We start from the raw sequence: 17998 nt of genomic DNA on the forward strand, positions 1-17998 counted from the left end.
ATCTCCTTAAGCAAATTAATCGTTGCTATCCATTGTAGCACACATGGAAACCTTAACAAAGGATATTAACCTGTTAGACCGACCAATACAGGTTAATATCCTTGAGGGTTCTCATAATCAGAAAGCCCGAAGGGTCGAGACTTGTCCGGAATTTCAAACGACATGGTTGTTCCTTTCCCGTAATGACTCGCGATAGACAACCCCTGCCCGTATAACTGCTTTAATCTCCGATTCGTATTGGCGATGCCAATTCCGTTTTTTTCATTAACCCTGGCGTTTAGCAGCCTTTCCACCTGCTCCTGATCCATCCCTTTTCCGTCATCGCTTACTTCAATAAGGGCATAATCGTTCTGACGCGTAATGGAAATACGAACGGTCCCGCCTTCGGGCTGGCTCAATAGGCCATGATTCACGGCGTTCTCCACCAGCGGCTGAATGGAGAGCGGAGGGAGCTGCAAGTGCATGTCCGGCTCCACCTCCCACTCAATCGACAGCCGATCACCAAACCGCACTTTTTCGATATACAGATAGGACTTGACTAACTCCAGTTCATGAGACAGCTCAACCAGCCTGCCCGTGTTGAGATAATTGAAGCTAATCCGCAAATAGGAAGCAAAGGCATCGCCCAGTTTGAGCATGCTGTCCGTATCCATCTCACTTAAAGCCAGCAGCGAATTTAGAGTGTTAAACAGAAAATGAGGCTGAATTTGCGCCTGCAAATAAGCGGCCTCCATACGCAATCGCTCATTCACGGATTGCCTCAGTGTGACCAAGGCTCTAATCCGGTATTTCAGCTCCAGCGCATCTACGGGCTTGGTGACATAATCGCTCGCTCCCGCCGAGAAACCTGTGTAAATGTCCGCTGGCTGGCTGCGGGCAGTAAGCAGCAAGACGGGAAGCTCCGACATGGGGAACTGCTCTCTTACGATCCGGGTCAATTCATATCCGGACATGTTCGGCATCATCACATCGGCGATGAGCAAATCCCACTGCTGCGTGTCCAGCAATTCCAACGCTTCCCGGCCCGATTGAGCCGTCACGATGACATAGGGCTCCGTCGATAGAATGCTAGCCAGCACCTTCAGGTTGATCGGATCATCGTCTACAGCCAGAATGCGGGCTCTGCTCTCTTCCAAAAGCGGCGGAGACATCGTTGCGGAGACTTCCCTTTCCCCAACCGTCAAATCCCGGAGCAAAAACCCTGCAGACGGCTCATCTATTCCTGCCAGATCCTGTCCTGCAAAAGAGGACGTCTGCTGCATCGAGAGATTGGACTCATCCGCCACAGGCAGATCAAAGCTGAAGACCGACCCTTGGCCGGGCTCGGAGTGAACTGTCAATGTGCCGCCATGCTGCTCAATGAGCTGCTTGCTGATGCTTAGCCCAAGTCCGATCCCCTGTCCGTCGTTGACGTCAAAAGCACCACGCTCATAAGGAAGAAAGACTCGTGCACGGGTGGCTTCATCCATACCGATCCCGGTATCGGCGATATGAATGAGCACACGCCCTTCCTTTATTTCGGCGGATACGGAGACCGCGCCCTCTTCCGTATATTTCAGGGCGTTGTGCAGCAGGTTATAGAACACCTGCACCAGCCTCTTTTCATCAGCCAGAACGGAAGGCATAGCTTCCGGCAGATCCATGTGCAGGGCGACCGGCTTGGCTTCTGCCATATACTGCAGCATGGAGATGATGCCTGGTACGATGGACTGAACCTGTAGGGGCTCCTTCCGCAGCACAAGACGATGCTCCTTAAGGCGGACCACATCCAGAAGATCGCCAAGCAGATGGGACATGCGCCTGCTGATCGTAATAAGCAATTGCATATCGTCAAGACTGGACTTCTCTAGCCTGTCTTTTTCTTTGGCGACCACATGATGGGCGATATTCAAAATGCCGTGCAGCGGTGTCCGCAGCTCGTGCGAGGTATTGGCCAAAAATTGATCCTTGATCTGGTCAGCCTCCCTCAGCTTCGCGTTCAGTTCAATATTCTCCCTGGATTGGCGGAAGTATTGCTTGAACCAATATGAGGAAAATCCGATAATCGCGATGACCAGGTCGATCGGATAATAGACGGCGGTGACGTCGCTGACAGCCTCAGCCGTGCTCCAGATAAAATTAGAGATAATGCCTGCCGAGCTTAGCAGCAGGAAGATCATGTCGCGGTCCGTCTGCCGCTTGAAGATCGACATCCCGATGATATAGAGAAACCAAGCAAATGACATGAAATAGAGAACGTAAAACAAGCTGGAAAGAACGATGCCATCCACGTAAGCGGCCGGTATGATCAACAGCAGCACCGTAAACCCGATGTTTGCCGCGAAAAATACGCGCAGCCATCCTTTATGGAACAAGGTCGGCATGAATCTTCTGAACAGCAGCAGCATTAATGGAACTTGCCACAGCATGCTGATGCATTTGATCTTGATCGCCCATGTATAATGGATCATCGGAAACCAATTCAACAGTATGGTATCGTAGTTACTTAGAACCACAATGCTGACGACCAGCAACAGCAGCCCTGTAATCAGCAACGTTTTCTCTTTGGGATTGAACGCATAAATAATGAAAGCATACACTTCATGAAGCAGCAGCACCAAAAAGATGAATATCTGCAACCCGATGGAATACCAGCGTGCAAAGTCAATGGACGCCTGGGAGCCGAAACGCACCGGGTTCACGAATCCGCCCTTGTTCGGGTTGTCGAAGTTGGCTACACGGACCAATATATCAATTTCGGTAGTTCCTTTTATATCATAGGAGGCGGTAAAGGAGACGCTTTTCGGAGCATACTCCTGTTTAGATGTAGCCACCTTGCCGATGCTTCCCGCCATTTCTCCGTTGATCTCAATTTCAGATGCAGTCGTAACCCCTCTGAACCAGAAAGCTATGGGCTCCTCCAGAGGATCGATCAAAATACGCAGCCGATACGTTCCGTATCCGATTGAGTTCCCGGTGTCCGGGTGGAGCGCACTTCCCCAGTCTGCCGGAACCGGGATGTTCATAACATCCGGTCCTTTCTCAAGCAATTCTTTTCCAGTGGTAAGTGATTCGGGGTAGAATTTCCACTCCCCATTCAAATAAAAGGGAGGCGACTTCTCCAAATCCGTCCCGCGGAGATCAATTACACCGTCAATGGCACGAGGGTGATCCTTTACAGTGAACATGTCGGACCACATCCATCTCATTCCGGTTAAAGCGCTAAATATCAGGAGCAGTAACACTATATATTTGTATCGGGTCTGTTTTTCTGTTCGCATATAAAAAATTTCGACATGAATGAGGGGATTCCTTTATTCGTCAAATTCACATCTTGTTTTCTGCTTCTTGCCCGGGTACGTCCGTCTCTGTCCGCAAATATGCTCCATGCTCCTGAGTCCAAGTCCACATGGCGGCAAAAATCGGCTGCAGACCCTGCCCGGCCTCGGTCAGCTCGTATTCGACATGCAGCGGCACACCTGGGTAAAGCGTGCGTGTGACAATCCCCTTCTCCTCTAACAACCGCAATCGGTCTGTCAGCGTTTTCGGACTAATAGGTTGCAGCTTACGGCGTAATTCCCCAAAACGTCTCGTCCCGTTAAACAGTTCAAACAAGAGAAGAAGCATCCATTTACTATCCAAAATCTCCAGGATCGGTTCAACAGTGCCAGGGCAGGAACGGTCCATCATCGGCTTTCTCTCCTTAGTTCATTTTATGAAACTATTGCACTTAAATGTAACTACTTTTCAAATGTACCATAGATCGATTACGATGTGAATCAAGAGGAGGAATATAACTTATGAAAACCATTTTATGGGCAACTTTAACCGCTAACGGCAATTATGCGCAATCCAGTCCGGAGAATCCACCCAAAAAAGAAGCGCTGGACGACTTCGCGACACACGCCAAAGCTGCAGGAAATTTCATTGTCGGTCGCAGAACGTTTGAGGCAATGCAAGACCCGAGCAGAGTCTCTCAAGAGGAACAGGTGAGCGCGGATGGCCCTTTCGCTGGGATGGACATCGTTGTTGTGTCCAACAGTATTCAGACTATCCCCGGCGTAACCGTTGTAAGCACGCCTCAAGAAGCCTTAAACTACTTACAACAAAAAGGCCACCAAACCGCGCTTATTAGCGGCGGTGCGGATATCCATAATTCATTTCTAAGTCAAGAGCTTGTAGACGAAGTTATTTTCAATGTTGCGCCTGTGCTGGAAGGAAAAGGGCTGCACCTTGTCATCGACAAAGACAACTACCAATACAAGCATGTGCAACTGCTGGATTGCAAGGCCCTCGGCAGTGGCGTCATCCAATTACACTATGCGATTGACCGCTAAATAAGAGTCCATTCCTAAATATTATCCCAGCATAAAGCCCCCTCTCGTCGAGGGGGCTTTCATTTTTATTTCTGTTATAGCTCCAAAAAATTAACTAAAGACCGTTTTTTTCTCGCTCAGACCAAGCGCCTGCGATGTTGCTTCGTGAGTTCTCTGGAAAAGCTCGGGGTTTTCTGTTAATGCCACACCATAAGAAGGAATCATTTCTTTGATTTTCGATTCCCACGCCTTCATTTGCTGCGGGAAGCATCTTCCCAGCACCTCAAGCATAACGTTCACAGCCGTAGAAGCCCCTGGAGAAGCGCCGAGCAGTGCGGCTACTGAGCCATCCGCAGCGGTAACCACTTCCGTACCAAATTGCAGTGTGCCTCTGCCGATGGCCGTATCTTTGATCACCTGCACACGCTGGCCCGCCACCACGATGTCCCAATCCTCGCTTTTGGCGTTCGGAATGAACTCTCGCAATTCTTCCATCCGCTGCTCATTGGATAACATCACCTGCTGGATCAGGTATTTGGTCAGTGCCATCTCTTTTACCCCCGCCGCCAGCATGGTCAGGATATTATCCGGTTTTACGGAGAGGATCAAATCCAGATTTGAACCTGTTTTTAAAAACTTGGGTGAGAAGCCGGCAAACGGCCCGAACAGCAATGCCTTTTTGTTGTTGATATATCGGGTATCCAGATGCGGAACGGACATGGGCGGAGCCCCGATTTTGGCCCTGCCGTATACCTTGGCATGGTGCCGTGCCACCACGTCCGGATTGTTACAGGCCATGAACAGCCCGCTTACCGGGAAACCCCCGATATGCTTGGACTCGGGAATGCCGGTTTTCTGCAGTAAAGGCAGACTTCCACCGCCGCCGCCGATAAAGACAAATTTTGCCGTATGATATTCCGTTGTACCGCTCTCGATATCCTGCACCTTCACGTTCCACAAACCGTCGCTCGTTCGTTTAATATCCTTGACACTATGCTTGTAGTGAATCTCGACATTCTTGCTCTTTAAGTGCTCAAATAATAAACGTGTTAAAGCGCCAAAATTAACATCTGTACCGGATTCAATTTTGGTGGCTGCTATCGGTTCGTTCGATGTACGCCCTTCCATAATTAGTGGAACCCATTGCTTCAACTGTTCCGGATCGTCTGAAAATTCCATTCCCTGAAACAAAGGATTTTCTGAAAGCGCTTTAAATCTTCTTTTCAAAAAGGTCGCATTTTCATCACCTTGTACCAAACTCATGTGAGGTAAAGGCATAATAAAATCCTGCGGATTGCGAATCACATTGCTGTTTACAAGATAAGCCCAAAACTGTCTTGAAAGCTGAAACTGTTCATTAATACTTATGGCTTTGCCAATATCTATAGATCCGTCAGATTTTACGGAAGTATAGTTAAGCTCACACAGAGCGGCATGGCCTGTACCCGCATTATTCCATTCGTTGGAGCTTTCTTCCCCCGCGCTTGCGAGTTTCTCAAATACTTTGATTTCCCATTCCGGTGCCAGTTCTTTCAGTAATGCTCCCAAAGTTGCGCTCATGACTCCTGCACCAATTAAGATAACGTCCGTTTTTATCTGTATGCTGCTCATTACAACCCTTCCTTATACCAATATTTGCAAAAAAGGGTAGACGCTCCGGCTTAGGTACCACAAAGCAAGGCGCCACCTAGGAACTCAACATTCTTCTCAATTATAAACTATTTAAATCTGGTTAAAAAGTGACAATTCCGATTTCATAGCTCGGAGCATAAAAAAACCAGTATAAAATGTAAAAGGGCCTTAGCCCGGCACATCCGGACTAGACCCAACAAACTCTCTAAAAAATGATCTATCTTAATGGCCTCGCAAGGCATGCTCGATTCGTTTATCCGGCACACACCAAATAACGGCGACAAGTATAAAAAAGAAGCCGGATATCCAAGGGCTCACATAAGCAGTCACAGCCGCGATCAAGTAGAGCAATGGAGATACTCTCCCCTTCCAGTCTTTGCCCATCGCCGCGGCGAAGGAGGAATCACTGGCATGCTGTTTAATAATCGCACGCTGAAGCAGCCAGTACGAGAACGCCGCTAATAGTAGAATAATGCCGTACAGCGCTGTTGGAGTAGCTGCAAAATGGCTTTCCCCCATCCAGGCTGTCGTGAACGGAATAAGGGATAGCCAGAAGAGAAGCAGCAAGTTGAGCCACATTAATCCCCCGTTCATCGTTCGAACCATGTGCAGCAGATGATGATGATTGTTCCAGTAGATACCAACATATACAAAACTGAAGATGTAGCTTAGGATTTTCGGACCAAGTTCGATTAACGCATGCCAATCATGACCTTCCGGGACCTTGAATTCCAGCACCATGATCGTAATGATAATGGCCAGCACGCCGTCACTGAACGCTTCCATCCGATTCGCTTTCATCGTGTTTCACCTTTTCCCGCTTCGCGCGCTCTTTTCGCTAATTCAACACCAGTAACTTTGCATAATCCCCTTGATATTGTCAAGCAAAATTCCCACACTATTTCATTCGAAAATATAACTCAATCATCCCGTATCCGGCATGATTCAGAGTTTTTTGGCATATATCCTACTTTATGTTCAGTTTTTTTTTAATTTATCTCGTTTATAATAAGATTGATATATATTCATTAGGAGGTAGGTTATGAACGCTTCATTCAAAAAATATGCTGCCGAGTTCATTGGAACATTTGTACTTGTTCTGTTCGGCTGCGGCAGTGCCGCCACGGCGGGAGGAGAGCTCGGGTATTTGGGAATCGCATTGGCATTCGGGCTGTCTATTGTCGCAATGGCCTATGTCATCGGCCCGATTTCGGGGTGTCATATCAATCCGGCGGTTTCACTCGCCATGCTCATGAGCCGTAAGCTAACGGGTGCCGACTTCGTCGGATACGTTATTGCGCAAATTGCCGGAGCGATTGCGGGCTCCGCTATTCTGTATGCGATCATCGTCTCCGCAGGCATGCCCACAACGGGACTCGGCCAGAACGGTTTCGGCCCTGGTTATGGGATCGGTATTTCAGCGCTGATGGCAGTCATTGTCGAAATCATTTTAACCTTCGTATTTATTTATACGATCCTGGGTGTAACCTCCAGTGAGAGCAATGGAAACGTAACCGGCCTGGTCATCGGGCTGACGCTTGCCTTTGTACATATTTTGGGTATTGCCTTAACAGGTACATCTGTCAATCCTGCAAGAAGCCTTGGACCGGCACTTCTGCTTGGCGGGCAAGCATTATCCCAATTGTGGGTGTTTCTGATCGCCCCGCTTGTCGGCTCGGCGCTGGCGGTTGTTGTCTACCAGTGGCTAAACAACAGTCACACAGACAAGATTGTTAACAAGAAGGGATCCGTCTCAAAAGTGTCTGTATAAAAACAAGACATCCCAAAAACCCAGTGAAAGGACCTCATTCTCCACTTGATTGTGGAGGACGAGGTCCTTTCTATGGATCAATATAAATTTTGCATTTCATCACAAGCTGTCTGAACCTACTGGTCCAGTGCTTCCAGTACGGACTCGATGCCATAGGTGTTGGCAAGCGGTCCATAGCCCATTGCGAGAGCACCGTTGACAGCATACGTCTGGCCGCTCTTAACTGCTTTCAGACTTTTCCAAACGTTGGTCTTCTCCCACTCGTCTGTCAAGGAGGCTGCCGACGGGTTATCATAGTTGAAATAGCCAAGAATCAAATGGTCCGGGTTCAGCGCACTTAGTCCTTCTAAAGACAGCTCGGCACCTTCCGTCATAGCCGAACTGTCCGGTGCCTTCAATCCGAGCCCCTTGTCGTAATATGGGACTAAGTAATTGGTTCCACCCAGCCATACGGCGTTGTTCCGCACCTGAAGGAATGCGACGGTTCCCTTAACATCGGCCAGCTTCTCCTTGGCATTCTGCAGCTTGGCTTGATAGTCGGCGATGAACTGTTCCGCAACATTCTCCTGACCCAATATTTCTCCGAACTTGGTGACCACCGCCGGCCAATTGCTCCATACGTCGGTGTCAGCTTCATCGATAACGACGGTTGTCGCAATTTTCTCCAGTTGGTCCTTCACCTTGGCATTGACAACATTGCCTGCAATGATGACGTCTGGCTGATACTCCAGCAGAGCCTCCATATTGACGGTCGTGTTCTCACCAACGATTGCGAGCTCCTCGACTTTGTCGACATAGGGCTTATACGTGTCAGTGCCCAGTGAGGAATCGTCCTTCGTGAACGGTAATGCGAGACCGACCGATTGCAAATCGAATAAGAGGATAGAATCGACGTATCCCCAGTGAACAACAGCGACGCGCTCCGGCTTCTCCTTAATGACGATACTGCCGTTGTCCGCTTCGATCGTTCGCGGAAATGCGGCGGGAGCCATTTCTTCCTGCCCCGTCGCGTTTGGCGACGGGCTGGCCGTTGGTCCACTAACAGACCCCGTATTGCTTGAACAGGAGCTCAGAAGCAGCAGTAAACTGATCATACCTGTAAAAAAAACAGACCACGATGTGGCTTGACGAACTTTCATATATGGTGTGTCCTCTCTCCATTTTTGTAAATGATGATCATTCTCAATTACATTTATAATAGTATCATCATACTAGCCCGATGGGAATGAAGAGATTCCCGTTCCAATGATGGACTATTTCACATGATCAAGCCTCCGTGCTGTCGAAATCCACCTGGCTGGGCGAAATCCCTTTATACTTTTTGAACAGTCTGCTGAAATAGTACGGGTCTGAATACCCGATGCCTTTGGCCACGGCGGATACGGAAAATTGCTTTGTTAATAACCACTCGTGTGCCTTATTCATCCGGTAATGGATCAGATAATCGATAGGTCCTGTCCCGGTATATTTAGTGAACAGATGCGAGAAATATTTGGGCTTCAATTGGTAACGGTCGGCCAGCTTGGCCAATGTCAGCGACTCGGTGAAATGCGACTGAATATACTGAATTGCGTCCTCAATAACAAGATAGCTGTCCTTGTTCTGATGATAACGCTCCGATTGCAGCACTTTGGTGATGAACTGGTAAAATAGCGAGCGTTGATTCAGCTTGTCCATCACATCAGGAGCGGAAGCAGCGTTCAGCAACTGCTCCACCAGCTTCAGCAGCTCTGGATTTAGCGTAACCTCTATACAGAAGATGTCTTCTGGCCTCCGCTGTCCCTTTTCTTCACCTATACCGCTCGGTAGGTAATGAGCTAGACAATATTGGAAGCCATCCGCGCCAGAAATCACTTCCAGCCGTCTGCCTGCCCCTCCGATCAAGATGTGACCAGGCTTCATCATGTAGCGCTCCACTTCGTCGAAGACGAATGTGGCTTCCCCCTCGAGTGCGATGATGACACCGCATTTGGCGGTAGGCTTGTGGACATGTCCACTATAAGTACGGTTACCTTCCAGCGATGTGCGGTATACACCAAACAGGTGAATGGGTGTCGTTGCAAAATATTGTGCAAGCTCTTCATAGGTCCGCGACATCCGGGGGTCCTCCTAATCCATCGTTTTGACAGCGAGCCGCAAGCTCTCCCTATATAAATGAGATTGATATCAATCATACAAGTTACGAAGCCATTATAGGAAAAATATTTCCCTATTGCAAACGTTAGAGCCCACGATTATAACGTGCTTCTTCCGACACTTCTTTGAAACCAACGGTAGTATTTTACCACTTGTACTGGCCATCGGCGAAAAATAAAAGGCACCCGCTTTGGGGTACCTTTAGCTTGCCAAGTAAGTCAACTAGCGCATTCAGTATCTTAAGCTTTTTTTACAAACTCGGACTTCAGCTTCATTGCTCCGAATCCATCGATTTTGCAATCAATGTCGTGATCCCCATCAATCAGACGAATGTTTTTGACCTTGGTGCCGATCTTGACGACTAATGATGTTCCTTTTACTTTCAGGTCCTTGATGACAGTAACCGCGTCTCCGTCCCGCAGGACATTGCCGTTGGCATCTTTTACGATTTTTTCGTCTTCATCCGCTTCGAGACTGGATTCCAGGCCCCACTCATGAGCACATTCCGGGCACACCAGCAAGCTTCCATCCTCATACGTATATTCGGAATTGCATTTCGGACAATTAGGCAAGTTAGACATCAGTTTTGGGATTCTCCATTCATTATATTGATCTAATCTCTAACATACTGTCACAGGTTGCAACAGATCGTCAAGAACTAGCAGCTATGCCGCAGACTGTAACAAAAATATAATCTCTCCACCCTGGACATCAATATGTTGTTTGCACGCGCGTACCAAGATTCAAATAATTTATTTCTCTATGGACCAAACGATAAATGATGAACACGAGGTACCTTGTCAAGTAAAATCACCGTTAATAAATCCAACTCTGTATGATTGATTAACAATAGATAGATCATAATCTGGTAAAGGAAAATATCGTTTCTTCTGTGTGAAGAACATTCGCTTAATTCCCGATCCAATAGTATCGATTGACCATTGCTTCAGCTAATGGCTTAGGGCAGCCTCTTTTTCAATTTTGTTAAACCAGAAGATTGCGATTTTCGGTTGTTCTTGTTAAGTTGGTGGATGCACAAAAGCAGCGGAGAGAACGAAGCAATTCCGGAAAAGCGGAGCGGTCCCCTTTGGCCCGAAGGGTCAACAGGGATTGGAGGAATGCTTCGTTCTCGGAGCGTCTCACCCACGCACGAAAAGAGTGCCCAATCAATCTGATTTTGCAAGATAATACCGTCTGAAATAACAAACCAAATTCGCTATATTTACGATTGATAATACAACAAGCCATATAATCAGGGATGACATGGTGGTCCATAGTCCATACCAAGGCAAAACCCGCCCGGCACCTATAAATGTAACTAATGGGGACAGAAACAAGAGAATCAAGATAGGCAGCATTCTTACGGCCGATGAAAAAATCAATTTTCCGGTCGTGATGCCTTTTGTGCTCCTATGGATACGAAGGTGTGTATATACTCCCCAGAAGATTGTTGCAATCACCAGCAGAATCATAACCATCTCTATGTTCCTGCTGTTAAAGATAGAAGTTTCGGGCCTTTCGCCATGAATAATCCTTGCGATCCCATCAATAAAAGCTGAATAATCGACAAACATGTTTAAACCAGAGTCAAACATCATTGTGATGCCCAACTGTTGATCCAAATATATCATCTCTTCCGCCTTATATGTCCAGAAAATCCCGCTATGAGAAATCATCCGGCCTCCTTGTTCATCCTCTTCTGCAAGCCACCCCATTCCATATGGTCCGCTCTGTCCGGCTGTATGATATTGCTCCATCAGTTCCGGAGCAAGCAGACGACCGTTAGATTGGGCAAGCATCCATTTGGCCATGTCTTCTGCAGTCGAAATTATACCAGCGGGGCCGTCAACAAACCAGAAGGGTTCAGTATGACTTACAGGATGGCCAAGCAATAGATAATATCCCCGTGGAATAGCAGAATTTTCACTGATTTGCTGTGTGGTGCTGACATTGAAGGTATGGCTCATCCCCAGAGGTTCAAATATATTATTTTTCAAGTAAACAGAGAAGCTCTGACCGCTCATTTTCTCCACAAGAAGCGCCAAATATTGATAATTAGGATTGTGATAGCTATAGGCTGTTCCAGGATCATTAGCAAGCTGAACCGTATTCAACGATGGCTTAATCTCTTGTAGTGATTGATATTGAGGGGATTTTGTCATATCAGGATTCACTTTGTCATTAAGACCGCTTGTCTGGTTGAGCAAATTCCGGACCGTAATATGACGAACACGTTCGTCTACAGGTGAGAGGTCGGGAAAGTAGGATGTGTATGGTGCGTCAAGGTCGATCAGTCCTTTGTCCACCAACTGCAGGACAGCCAGTGCCGTAAAAGATTTGCTTAACGAAGCAATAGGAAAAGGGGTGCTGCCGTTAATATCACGACCATTTGAAAATGCACCGTAACCTTGTGCATAGAAAACCTCTTCATTGTTGGTTATGGCAAGAGCCGCACCCTGAATATGATTGGCTTTCATGTTCTTTTTGACATAGTTATCAATTTCTTGTTGTATCTCAGCGTTGCTTCGGACTTCAAGGGCGGACACAGGGGCAGCCAAGATGGCCATGATCAGCAGTAAAGCACCCAAGCATAACCTCATTTTCTTTTGCACGATTCTCATACCAGCACTCCTCAATCATAGGATAAGGAAATGCTAATGGATCATTTTCAACTATTTATCAACTCCGTTCAAAAAACTTGCTGTCACGCTCCCACCGCCATCAGAGCCGTTGTCTATCTGCAGACTACCCTCGTGCTTTTCGCACAGTACTTTGCAAATATAAAGTCCCAGTCCATGATGCTCATTCGCATCCCATACCTCTCCACGATAAAAAGGAAGCATAGCCTTTTGCAGCGCTGTGTCAGAAAAACCGACGCCGTCATCCGTAACCGTTATGGAAAAAAAGCTCTTGCTGACGCTATAGTGAATACTCACATGACTGGAAGCATAACGCGCTGCATTAGCCAGCAAATTCTCAAAAACCTGCAGCACCACATGTGTATCGACCGCTATTTTTTTCGAATCCGCAGCCATGGACGAGCCAAAAGCCTTACCGCGTTGTTTGGTTATTTGCCGCGCACTGTCATTCAGCAAGGAGATGAGCTGATCCACTTCAAACGCATGGCTGCGTACCGGCATCTCCTCCAGCTTCTGAATGGAATTCATCGCCTCCGTGTAGCTTTCAAGACGCACAATATGTACTTTCATGGTTTGAATCGTGTCCAGAAGTTTTTCCTCGGATATCTTATTTTGGGGCAGATAGGTAGTCAGAAACTCAACATATCCTTTCAGCACAGATAGAGGCGTCCTCAGGTCATGGGCAAAAATAGCATTCAGTTGTTTGCGTTCCTCAACCGACCGCCAAAGCGTTTTATGATTCTTCTCCAACTGACCGCGCATGTTCTCAAATACACGACATAACTCGCCCATCTCATCCTGACTATCATAAGAAATATGAAACCCCAAATCGTTCGCCGAAATGTTCTCCGATGCCTTCATCAGCATTTCAAGCGGCCTTTTCAGTTTCCATCGATAAAAGAGGCTGGCCATCAGGACGATACCGACGGCAACAGTTAACAGCACCACCGCAACGAGGGAAGGCAACACCCAATCATTTACGGAAGAACGGTCTGTTAGCCGCAGCCGTATGCTTTCCGCCCATCCAAACTCCAGTGTGATAACGGCCAGAACAATGATGAGCATAAGACAGCATAAAAAGATAAACGATTGCAGCAAGGTCATATGCTTCAGGCGCAGCCGATTTATGATTTTCGCCATTTGTAACCCACTCCCCAGACGGTTTCGATCCTGTTTTCACAGCCATGCTCTTTCAATTTGAAGCGAATTCGCCTGATATGTTCAGCTATCACAGTGCTGTCGCCCTTATCGTTGAACCCCCATACTTTTTCAAAAATACGTTCTTTGTCAAACACCATTCCAGGATATGTGGACAACAGCTCTATGATATCGAACTCTTTTTTTGCCAAGGGAATTTGTACATCATGGATGTAGAGTACACGAGCCGAATAATCAATGGTCAAATCCTCACTAAACTTTATCGACATTTTATTTTGACTTCGCACCTCCCTGCGTAGATGCGCCTCTACCCTTGCGCCCAGTTCATGAATACTGAACGGTTTTGAAATATAATCATCCCCACCAGCCTGAAATCCTGATATTTTATCCGTATCCTCAACACGGGCTGTTAGAAATAAAATAGGGCAGGATACAAACTGCCGGATTTTCCTGCATAATTCAAGACCATCCAGTTCAGGCATATTGATATCCAGCAACACCAGGTCCGGTTGATCTTCAATTTGCCGCAAGGCCTCATTACCATTCTTCGCCGTCATCACGAAATATCCGTTCATTTCAAAGTAATCCGTCAGCAGCTTTCGAAGATCGGCTTCATCATCTATGATCAGTATCTTTTTCATATATCTGCCCCGCTTCCCTATCTTGAATTATTTCCTCCATCTCTCGAACATGGAAAACGGCTCCTCTGCCCTGCTTACAGGACAAGAGGAGCCGAAGCACCAACGCATTATTGTTTCATTGTGTTCCGTTTGCGGCCTAACCATACACCGAGAGCGATCAGTCCGAGACCCGCCAAATAGAACGGATAACGGCTTGCTTCACCGGTTTGTGGAAGCATCGATACCTGAGTCTCCGATGTTGGAGTCTGTGGTTTCGGTTTCTGCGTTTCCGGTTTCTGTTCGCCTTCACCGCGCGGAGTATCCTCCTCATCGATATCCACGGTAGGGATTTCCGGCTCGCCCGTCGAAGGCGTTTGAGGAGTTGTCGGTTCGCCTCTCGGGGTGTCTTCATCCGGCACTTCTACTTCGCCGGGCGGAGTCCCTGGGTTAGACGGAGTTCCCGGATCGGATGGTGTTCCTGGATTGGATGGGGTGCTCGGAGGCAACCCTGGATCGTTATCGTCATCATCGTCATCCTTTGAACCACCCGGCGTTCCCGGATTCGATGGATTGCTCGGATTTCCAGGACTTCCTGGATTGGACGGACCGCCCGGGTCGGTCGGATTGCCAGGATTCCCTGGATCGGTCGGATTACCGGGATTTCCTGGTTCTGTTGGATCCGTCGGATCGGTTGGATTGGAAGGCTCGCCAGGTTCAACGGGTTCTTCCTTGTGGTTCGTTACAGTCATTTTCTTAACATTGCCTTGGCTTTGGATACTGGAGTCGATCTTTACGCTCCATGTCGCCTGCTCGACCGTATATCCTTCCGGAGCAGCCAGCTCCTCCAAAATATAGTCGCCATACAGCAATTTCGCAAACAGGATCTTGCCGTCCGCATCCGTCGTTTTTACGATTGGCGTCCCTTTGCCCGCTTTATCGTACAGCGCGAACTTCGCTCCCGCCAGGGTTTTAGCCGCATCATCTTCATCAACCTTGGTCACCTGCAGGCTGCCTGTTACGCCGCCTCCCGAACCCGAACCGGAGGAAGTACGGACAATAACTTCTTCCGTCGTTTCACGGATCTCCGTCTTCAGTTGATCTCCTTCGAGTGCCACTTTATTTTGTACAGCTTCTTTATCTCCAGCGGTAATGAACGACTGATATTCCAAAATATAAGCCGTGGAGATGGCGTTGGTGAACTTTAATTCGAATGTTTCTTGATCTCCTTCATCCCTTGTGATGGTTAATGTGTAGTCCTTCCCTTTGGTCAGCTCTTCGGCTTTCACCGCTTCACCGTTTGCACTGACCTTGGTTGCGTACAGGTGGAAGGAATCCTCGATCAAGATTTGGTTCGGACTCGGATAATCGATCACCTTGGCGTTGGAAATATGCGATTGGCCTTCATTAATTCGAATTGACCAATCGATTTTGTTTCCATTTTGGGCACCGCTTTTCTCCACGTATTCGCCGCCGTGTGGAACCGTCACGCTGCCGTTCCATGTGGCCTCTTTATCGCTGCCATTCCACAGCTCAGCGGTATTATCAATATTTTTGAGGATCAATTCACCTTGCAGCGACGTCTTGAACTCAATCCAGTATGCGGATTTGACCGGGCTGGTAAAATGAATGGACAATTGGTTGCCGTTCGCTGCGGACGGTTCCGTCAGCTCATATTGAGACGCTGGAACCGGAGCGCCCTTCGCAACCCCATTCCATCCTCCCGTCAGCTTCATCTCATATACTTTAACCGAGTTGGGCACAAGCTTCTGCCCATGCTTCAGAACGTCCTTCACGATCGCATCGTCAAGTGAATCGAGATTGTAGTTCATCTTGATGTTCCACGTAATCTCTTTGCTGACAGGATTGTAGCTGCCGTCTTTACCACCGTTATTTTTCGTGTAATTGTCGGAGGCGAAGCTTGCATCCCGTTCAATCGTCCGTGTTGTCCCGTCGCTCTCGCTCCACGTCATGGAAGCTCTGTTCATATAATCTAAATTTCTTTTTTCCAGCCAATCGATGTTAAACTTCGTTTGATACTCGATTGTGTACGTAGTATCAATAGTCTTGGAGAACTTGATAACAAAACCGCCACGCAGATTATTTTGATCATATTCTACCTTATAATCACTCGCAGGAACGATTTTGCCGTCCGCTTTTACGATCACGGAACCTGGAACAAATTCGAGGCCGCCTTGCGGGAACGTATCCTTGATGACTACATTCTCCATGCTGTACTTGCTGCCGTCCGGCTTTTTATCACCGTTAACCGTAATGCCCCATGTTGCCGTTTTGTTGGCGAAATCGACTTTCCAGGTCCCCTTCTCCAACGCGCGGATACCTTGGGCCGGAGCTGTTGCCCCTGTGGTTGTTCCACCTGATCTAACTTCGTTCTTTACCTCTTTCCCATCGGCGCTCGTCCGGTCCACCGGTTTTGTTTGGTAAACGATGGTATAAGGGGAGTCGATATCCTTCTCGAATTGAAGTGTAAATCCGTTTGTACCTACTGGTGTAACGGTGTATTCATTCGTTGAAAGCACATCCTTGGCATCCGTCGAATTTCCATTGTACACCTTCAGCGAATCAGTAACCAATGTATGAATTGCACTAAATTCATCCGTGATCACCGCTTGGTCTCTCGGAATCTTCTTCTCGTTGAAGTTGTATTTCACAGTCCATGTGATGATTCCAGTGTCTTTATCCTGGCGATACGATTTATCCAAGAATTGACCACGATTCACGGTTACCGTAGCAGTCGATTTGGAATCTTCCATCCCGTCGCCAGACAGCACAGCAGTGTTCTCGAAGCGCGACTGCTCGCCGGTAAGCTTCGTCGAAAAGCGAATCTCGTAGGCTTTGCTGATCGTCTCGTCCTGGAACGCAAGCTCCAGTTTAGCACCGCCATTCGTTTCGACCGTATACTGTCCGGCCTCTACCTTATCGCCAAGGACCGTCGATCCGTCGCCGTTGACCTGTAAGCGGTAAACCTCGACAGAGTCGGCGATGAGCTCAGAGCCTTCAGGCATCGCATCCGTGATGACCGCATGCTTGATTTTATCCAGCGATTTGTTCACCTGGACTGCCCAATCGATCCGGTCTTTGCCAACCGCTTTCCCCTGCTTATCGATCAGCTTTCCACCTTGCGGCTTCAGATTCACGATCACGGTCTGCACTCCACTTTTTACCGGAAAGGCAATAATGACTTCCGTGCTTCCCTTAATGGTTTCTTTCGTAAATTCCGTGCGAATTTCCAGCTTGCCGCTTACATTGGAGTGACTCTCCACATAATCGTTGAAGGTCATGACAACCTTCCCGTCCCGATCGACCGTAAATCTGCCAACTTCACCTTGATCGGTCACGAGCGGTGCGTCAATGTCCGTAAAAATTTCAAACTGTGACGGCAGATCGAAGCTAAATGTATCCCCGTTCTTGTAGCCGTGTCCGTTCGGAAGCTCCCACTCGTAGCTGAGATTGACAGCCTCACCGATGTCCAGGGTGCTGTCCGGATTATATACCGCATCAATCACGGTACCGTTCATGTCAGTTAACACGACTTTTGTTAAAATACTATCCGTGTTGGTGACTGGCGCTGACGGGGCATAGACATCATCCGTCACTCCATATACTGCTTCCTGCACGCTTGCTGATGCATTGGCATTGGCCGTCAGGGCGGATACGCCAAACAGCGATTGAATGAAAAGCAGCAGCGCCACAACGATTCCACTTAACTTTTTCTTCATCATCTTCTCC

General features: G+C 47.9%; 13 protein-coding genes. 2 read left to right on the top strand and 11 right to left on the bottom strand.

Going from position 1 to position 17998, the window contains the following annotated elements; all coding sequences use genetic code 11:
- Positions 1–92: 92 nt before the first annotated feature.
- Together OIN60_RS06235 and OIN60_RS06240 are read right to left on the bottom strand one after the other, a co-directional pair.
- Positions 93–3167, bottom strand: coding sequence for a hybrid sensor histidine kinase/response regulator (locus tag OIN60_RS06235; protein WP_305753983.1), 3075 nt, complete (start codon positions 3165–3167; stop codon positions 93–95).
- 139 nt (positions 3168–3306) lie between these two features.
- Positions 3307–3669 (bottom strand): winged helix-turn-helix transcriptional regulator, encoded by a 363-nt coding sequence (locus OIN60_RS06240; protein WP_305753984.1) that lies wholly within the window; start codon positions 3667–3669, stop codon positions 3307–3309.
- A 110-nt stretch (positions 3670–3779) separates the two neighbouring features.
- Here OIN60_RS06240 and OIN60_RS06245 point away from each other — a divergent pair, with 110 nt between their 5' ends.
- The gene (locus OIN60_RS06245; RefSeq protein WP_305753985.1) at positions 3780–4316 is read left to right on the top strand and encodes a dihydrofolate reductase family protein; all 537 of its coding nucleotides are present in this window, start codon (positions 3780–3782) and stop codon (positions 4314–4316) included.
- A gap of 90 nt (positions 4317–4406) precedes the next feature.
- Here OIN60_RS06245 and OIN60_RS06250 read toward each other — a convergent pair whose 3' ends face one another.
- Positions 4407–5906, bottom strand: coding sequence for a malate:quinone oxidoreductase (locus OIN60_RS06250; protein ID WP_305753986.1), 1500 nt, complete (start codon positions 5904–5906; stop codon positions 4407–4409).
- A 243-nt stretch (positions 5907–6149) separates the two neighbouring features.
- Positions 6150–6728, bottom strand: a complete 579-nt coding sequence (locus OIN60_RS06255; protein ID WP_305753987.1) for a TMEM175 family protein — start codon at positions 6726–6728, stop codon at positions 6150–6152.
- Between the two features lie 241 nt (positions 6729–6969).
- Here OIN60_RS06255 and OIN60_RS06260 point away from each other — a divergent pair, with 241 nt between their 5' ends.
- Positions 6970–7698 carry an MIP/aquaporin family protein gene (locus OIN60_RS06260; RefSeq protein WP_305753988.1) on the top strand — a complete coding sequence of 243 codons (729 nt, stop codon included), beginning with the start codon at positions 6970–6972 and terminating at the stop codon, positions 7696–7698.
- Between the two features lie 116 nt (positions 7699–7814).
- On the opposite strand, the gene OIN60_RS06265 is transcribed toward OIN60_RS06260, so the two are convergent.
- The 7 genes from OIN60_RS06265 to OIN60_RS06295 all read right to left on the bottom strand — a co-directional run bounded on the left by OIN60_RS06265 (position 7815) and on the right by OIN60_RS06295 (position 17991).
- Positions 7815–8837, bottom strand: coding sequence for an ABC transporter substrate-binding protein (locus tag OIN60_RS06265; RefSeq protein ID WP_305753989.1), 1023 nt, complete (start codon positions 8835–8837; stop codon positions 7815–7817).
- Positions 8838–8964: 127 nt separating this feature from the next.
- The gene (locus OIN60_RS06270; RefSeq protein ID WP_305753990.1) at positions 8965–9795 is read right to left on the bottom strand and encodes a helix-turn-helix transcriptional regulator; all 831 of its coding nucleotides are present in this window, start codon (positions 9793–9795) and stop codon (positions 8965–8967) included.
- 278 nt (positions 9796–10073) lie between these two features.
- Positions 10074–10415, bottom strand: a complete 342-nt coding sequence (locus tag OIN60_RS06275; RefSeq protein WP_305753991.1) for a zinc ribbon domain-containing protein YjdM — start codon at positions 10413–10415, stop codon at positions 10074–10076.
- Between the two features lie 585 nt (positions 10416–11000).
- Positions 11001–12455, bottom strand: a complete 1455-nt coding sequence (locus OIN60_RS06280; RefSeq protein ID WP_305753992.1) for a serine hydrolase domain-containing protein — start codon at positions 12453–12455, stop codon at positions 11001–11003.
- Positions 12456–12506: 51 nt separating this feature from the next.
- The gene (locus OIN60_RS06285) at positions 12507–13613 is read right to left on the bottom strand and encodes a HAMP domain-containing sensor histidine kinase (RefSeq protein WP_305753993.1); all 1107 of its coding nucleotides are present in this window, start codon (positions 13611–13613) and stop codon (positions 12507–12509) included.
- Positions 13598–14272, bottom strand: a complete 675-nt coding sequence (locus tag OIN60_RS06290) for a response regulator transcription factor (protein ID WP_305753994.1) — start codon at positions 14270–14272, stop codon at positions 13598–13600. The genes OIN60_RS06285 and OIN60_RS06290 overlap by 16 nt, the downstream gene beginning before the upstream one ends.
- 107 nt (positions 14273–14379) lie before the next feature.
- On the bottom strand, positions 14380–17991 hold the full coding sequence (locus tag OIN60_RS06295; protein ID WP_370872394.1) for a collagen binding domain-containing protein: 3612 nt from the start codon (positions 17989–17991) through the stop codon (positions 14380–14382).
- Positions 17992–17998 lie beyond the last annotated feature (7 nt).

The sequence above is a fragment of the Paenibacillus zeirhizosphaerae genome, assembly GCF_030705605.1.
Lineage (GTDB): Bacteria > Bacillota > Bacilli > Paenibacillales > Paenibacillaceae > Paenibacillus > Paenibacillus zeirhizosphaerae.

What these genes read in the sequence shown, in the direction of transcription:
- OIN60_RS06235 (WP_305753983.1), bottom strand. Translation starts at nt 3,167, where the DNA reads ATGTTCACTGTAAAGGATCACCCTCGTGCCATTGACGGTGTAATTGAT.
- OIN60_RS06240 (WP_305753984.1), bottom strand. Translation starts at nt 3,669, where the DNA reads ATGATGGACCGTTCCTGCCCTGGCACTGTTGAACCGATCCTGGAGATT.
- OIN60_RS06245 (WP_305753985.1), top strand. Translation starts at nt 3,780, where the DNA reads ATGAAAACCATTTTATGGGCAACTTTAACCGCTAACGGCAATTATGCG.
- OIN60_RS06250 (WP_305753986.1), bottom strand. Translation starts at nt 5,906, where the DNA reads ATGAGCAGCATACAGATAAAAACGGACGTTATCTTAATTGGTGCAGGA.
- OIN60_RS06255 (WP_305753987.1), bottom strand. Translation starts at nt 6,728, where the DNA reads ATGAAAGCGAATCGGATGGAAGCGTTCAGTGACGGCGTGCTGGCCATT.
- OIN60_RS06260 (WP_305753988.1), top strand. Translation starts at nt 6,970, where the DNA reads ATGAACGCTTCATTCAAAAAATATGCTGCCGAGTTCATTGGAACATTT.
- OIN60_RS06265 (WP_305753989.1), bottom strand. Translation starts at nt 8,837, where the DNA reads ATGAAAGTTCGTCAAGCCACATCGTGGTCTGTTTTTTTTACAGGTATG.
- OIN60_RS06270 (WP_305753990.1), bottom strand. Translation starts at nt 9,795, where the DNA reads ATGTCGCGGACCTATGAAGAGCTTGCACAATATTTTGCAACGACACCC.
- OIN60_RS06275 (WP_305753991.1), bottom strand. Translation starts at nt 10,415, where the DNA reads ATGTCTAACTTGCCTAATTGTCCGAAATGCAATTCCGAATATACGTAT.
- OIN60_RS06280 (WP_305753992.1), bottom strand. Translation starts at nt 12,455, where the DNA reads ATGAGAATCGTGCAAAAGAAAATGAGGTTATGCTTGGGTGCTTTACTG.
- OIN60_RS06285 (WP_305753993.1), bottom strand. Translation starts at nt 13,613, where the DNA reads ATGGCGAAAATCATAAATCGGCTGCGCCTGAAGCATATGACCTTGCTG.
- OIN60_RS06290 (WP_305753994.1), bottom strand. Translation starts at nt 14,272, where the DNA reads ATGAAAAAGATACTGATCATAGATGATGAAGCCGATCTTCGAAAGCTG.
- OIN60_RS06295 (WP_370872394.1), bottom strand. Translation starts at nt 17,991, where the DNA reads ATGATGAAGAAAAAGTTAAGTGGAATCGTTGTGGCGCTGCTGCTTTTC.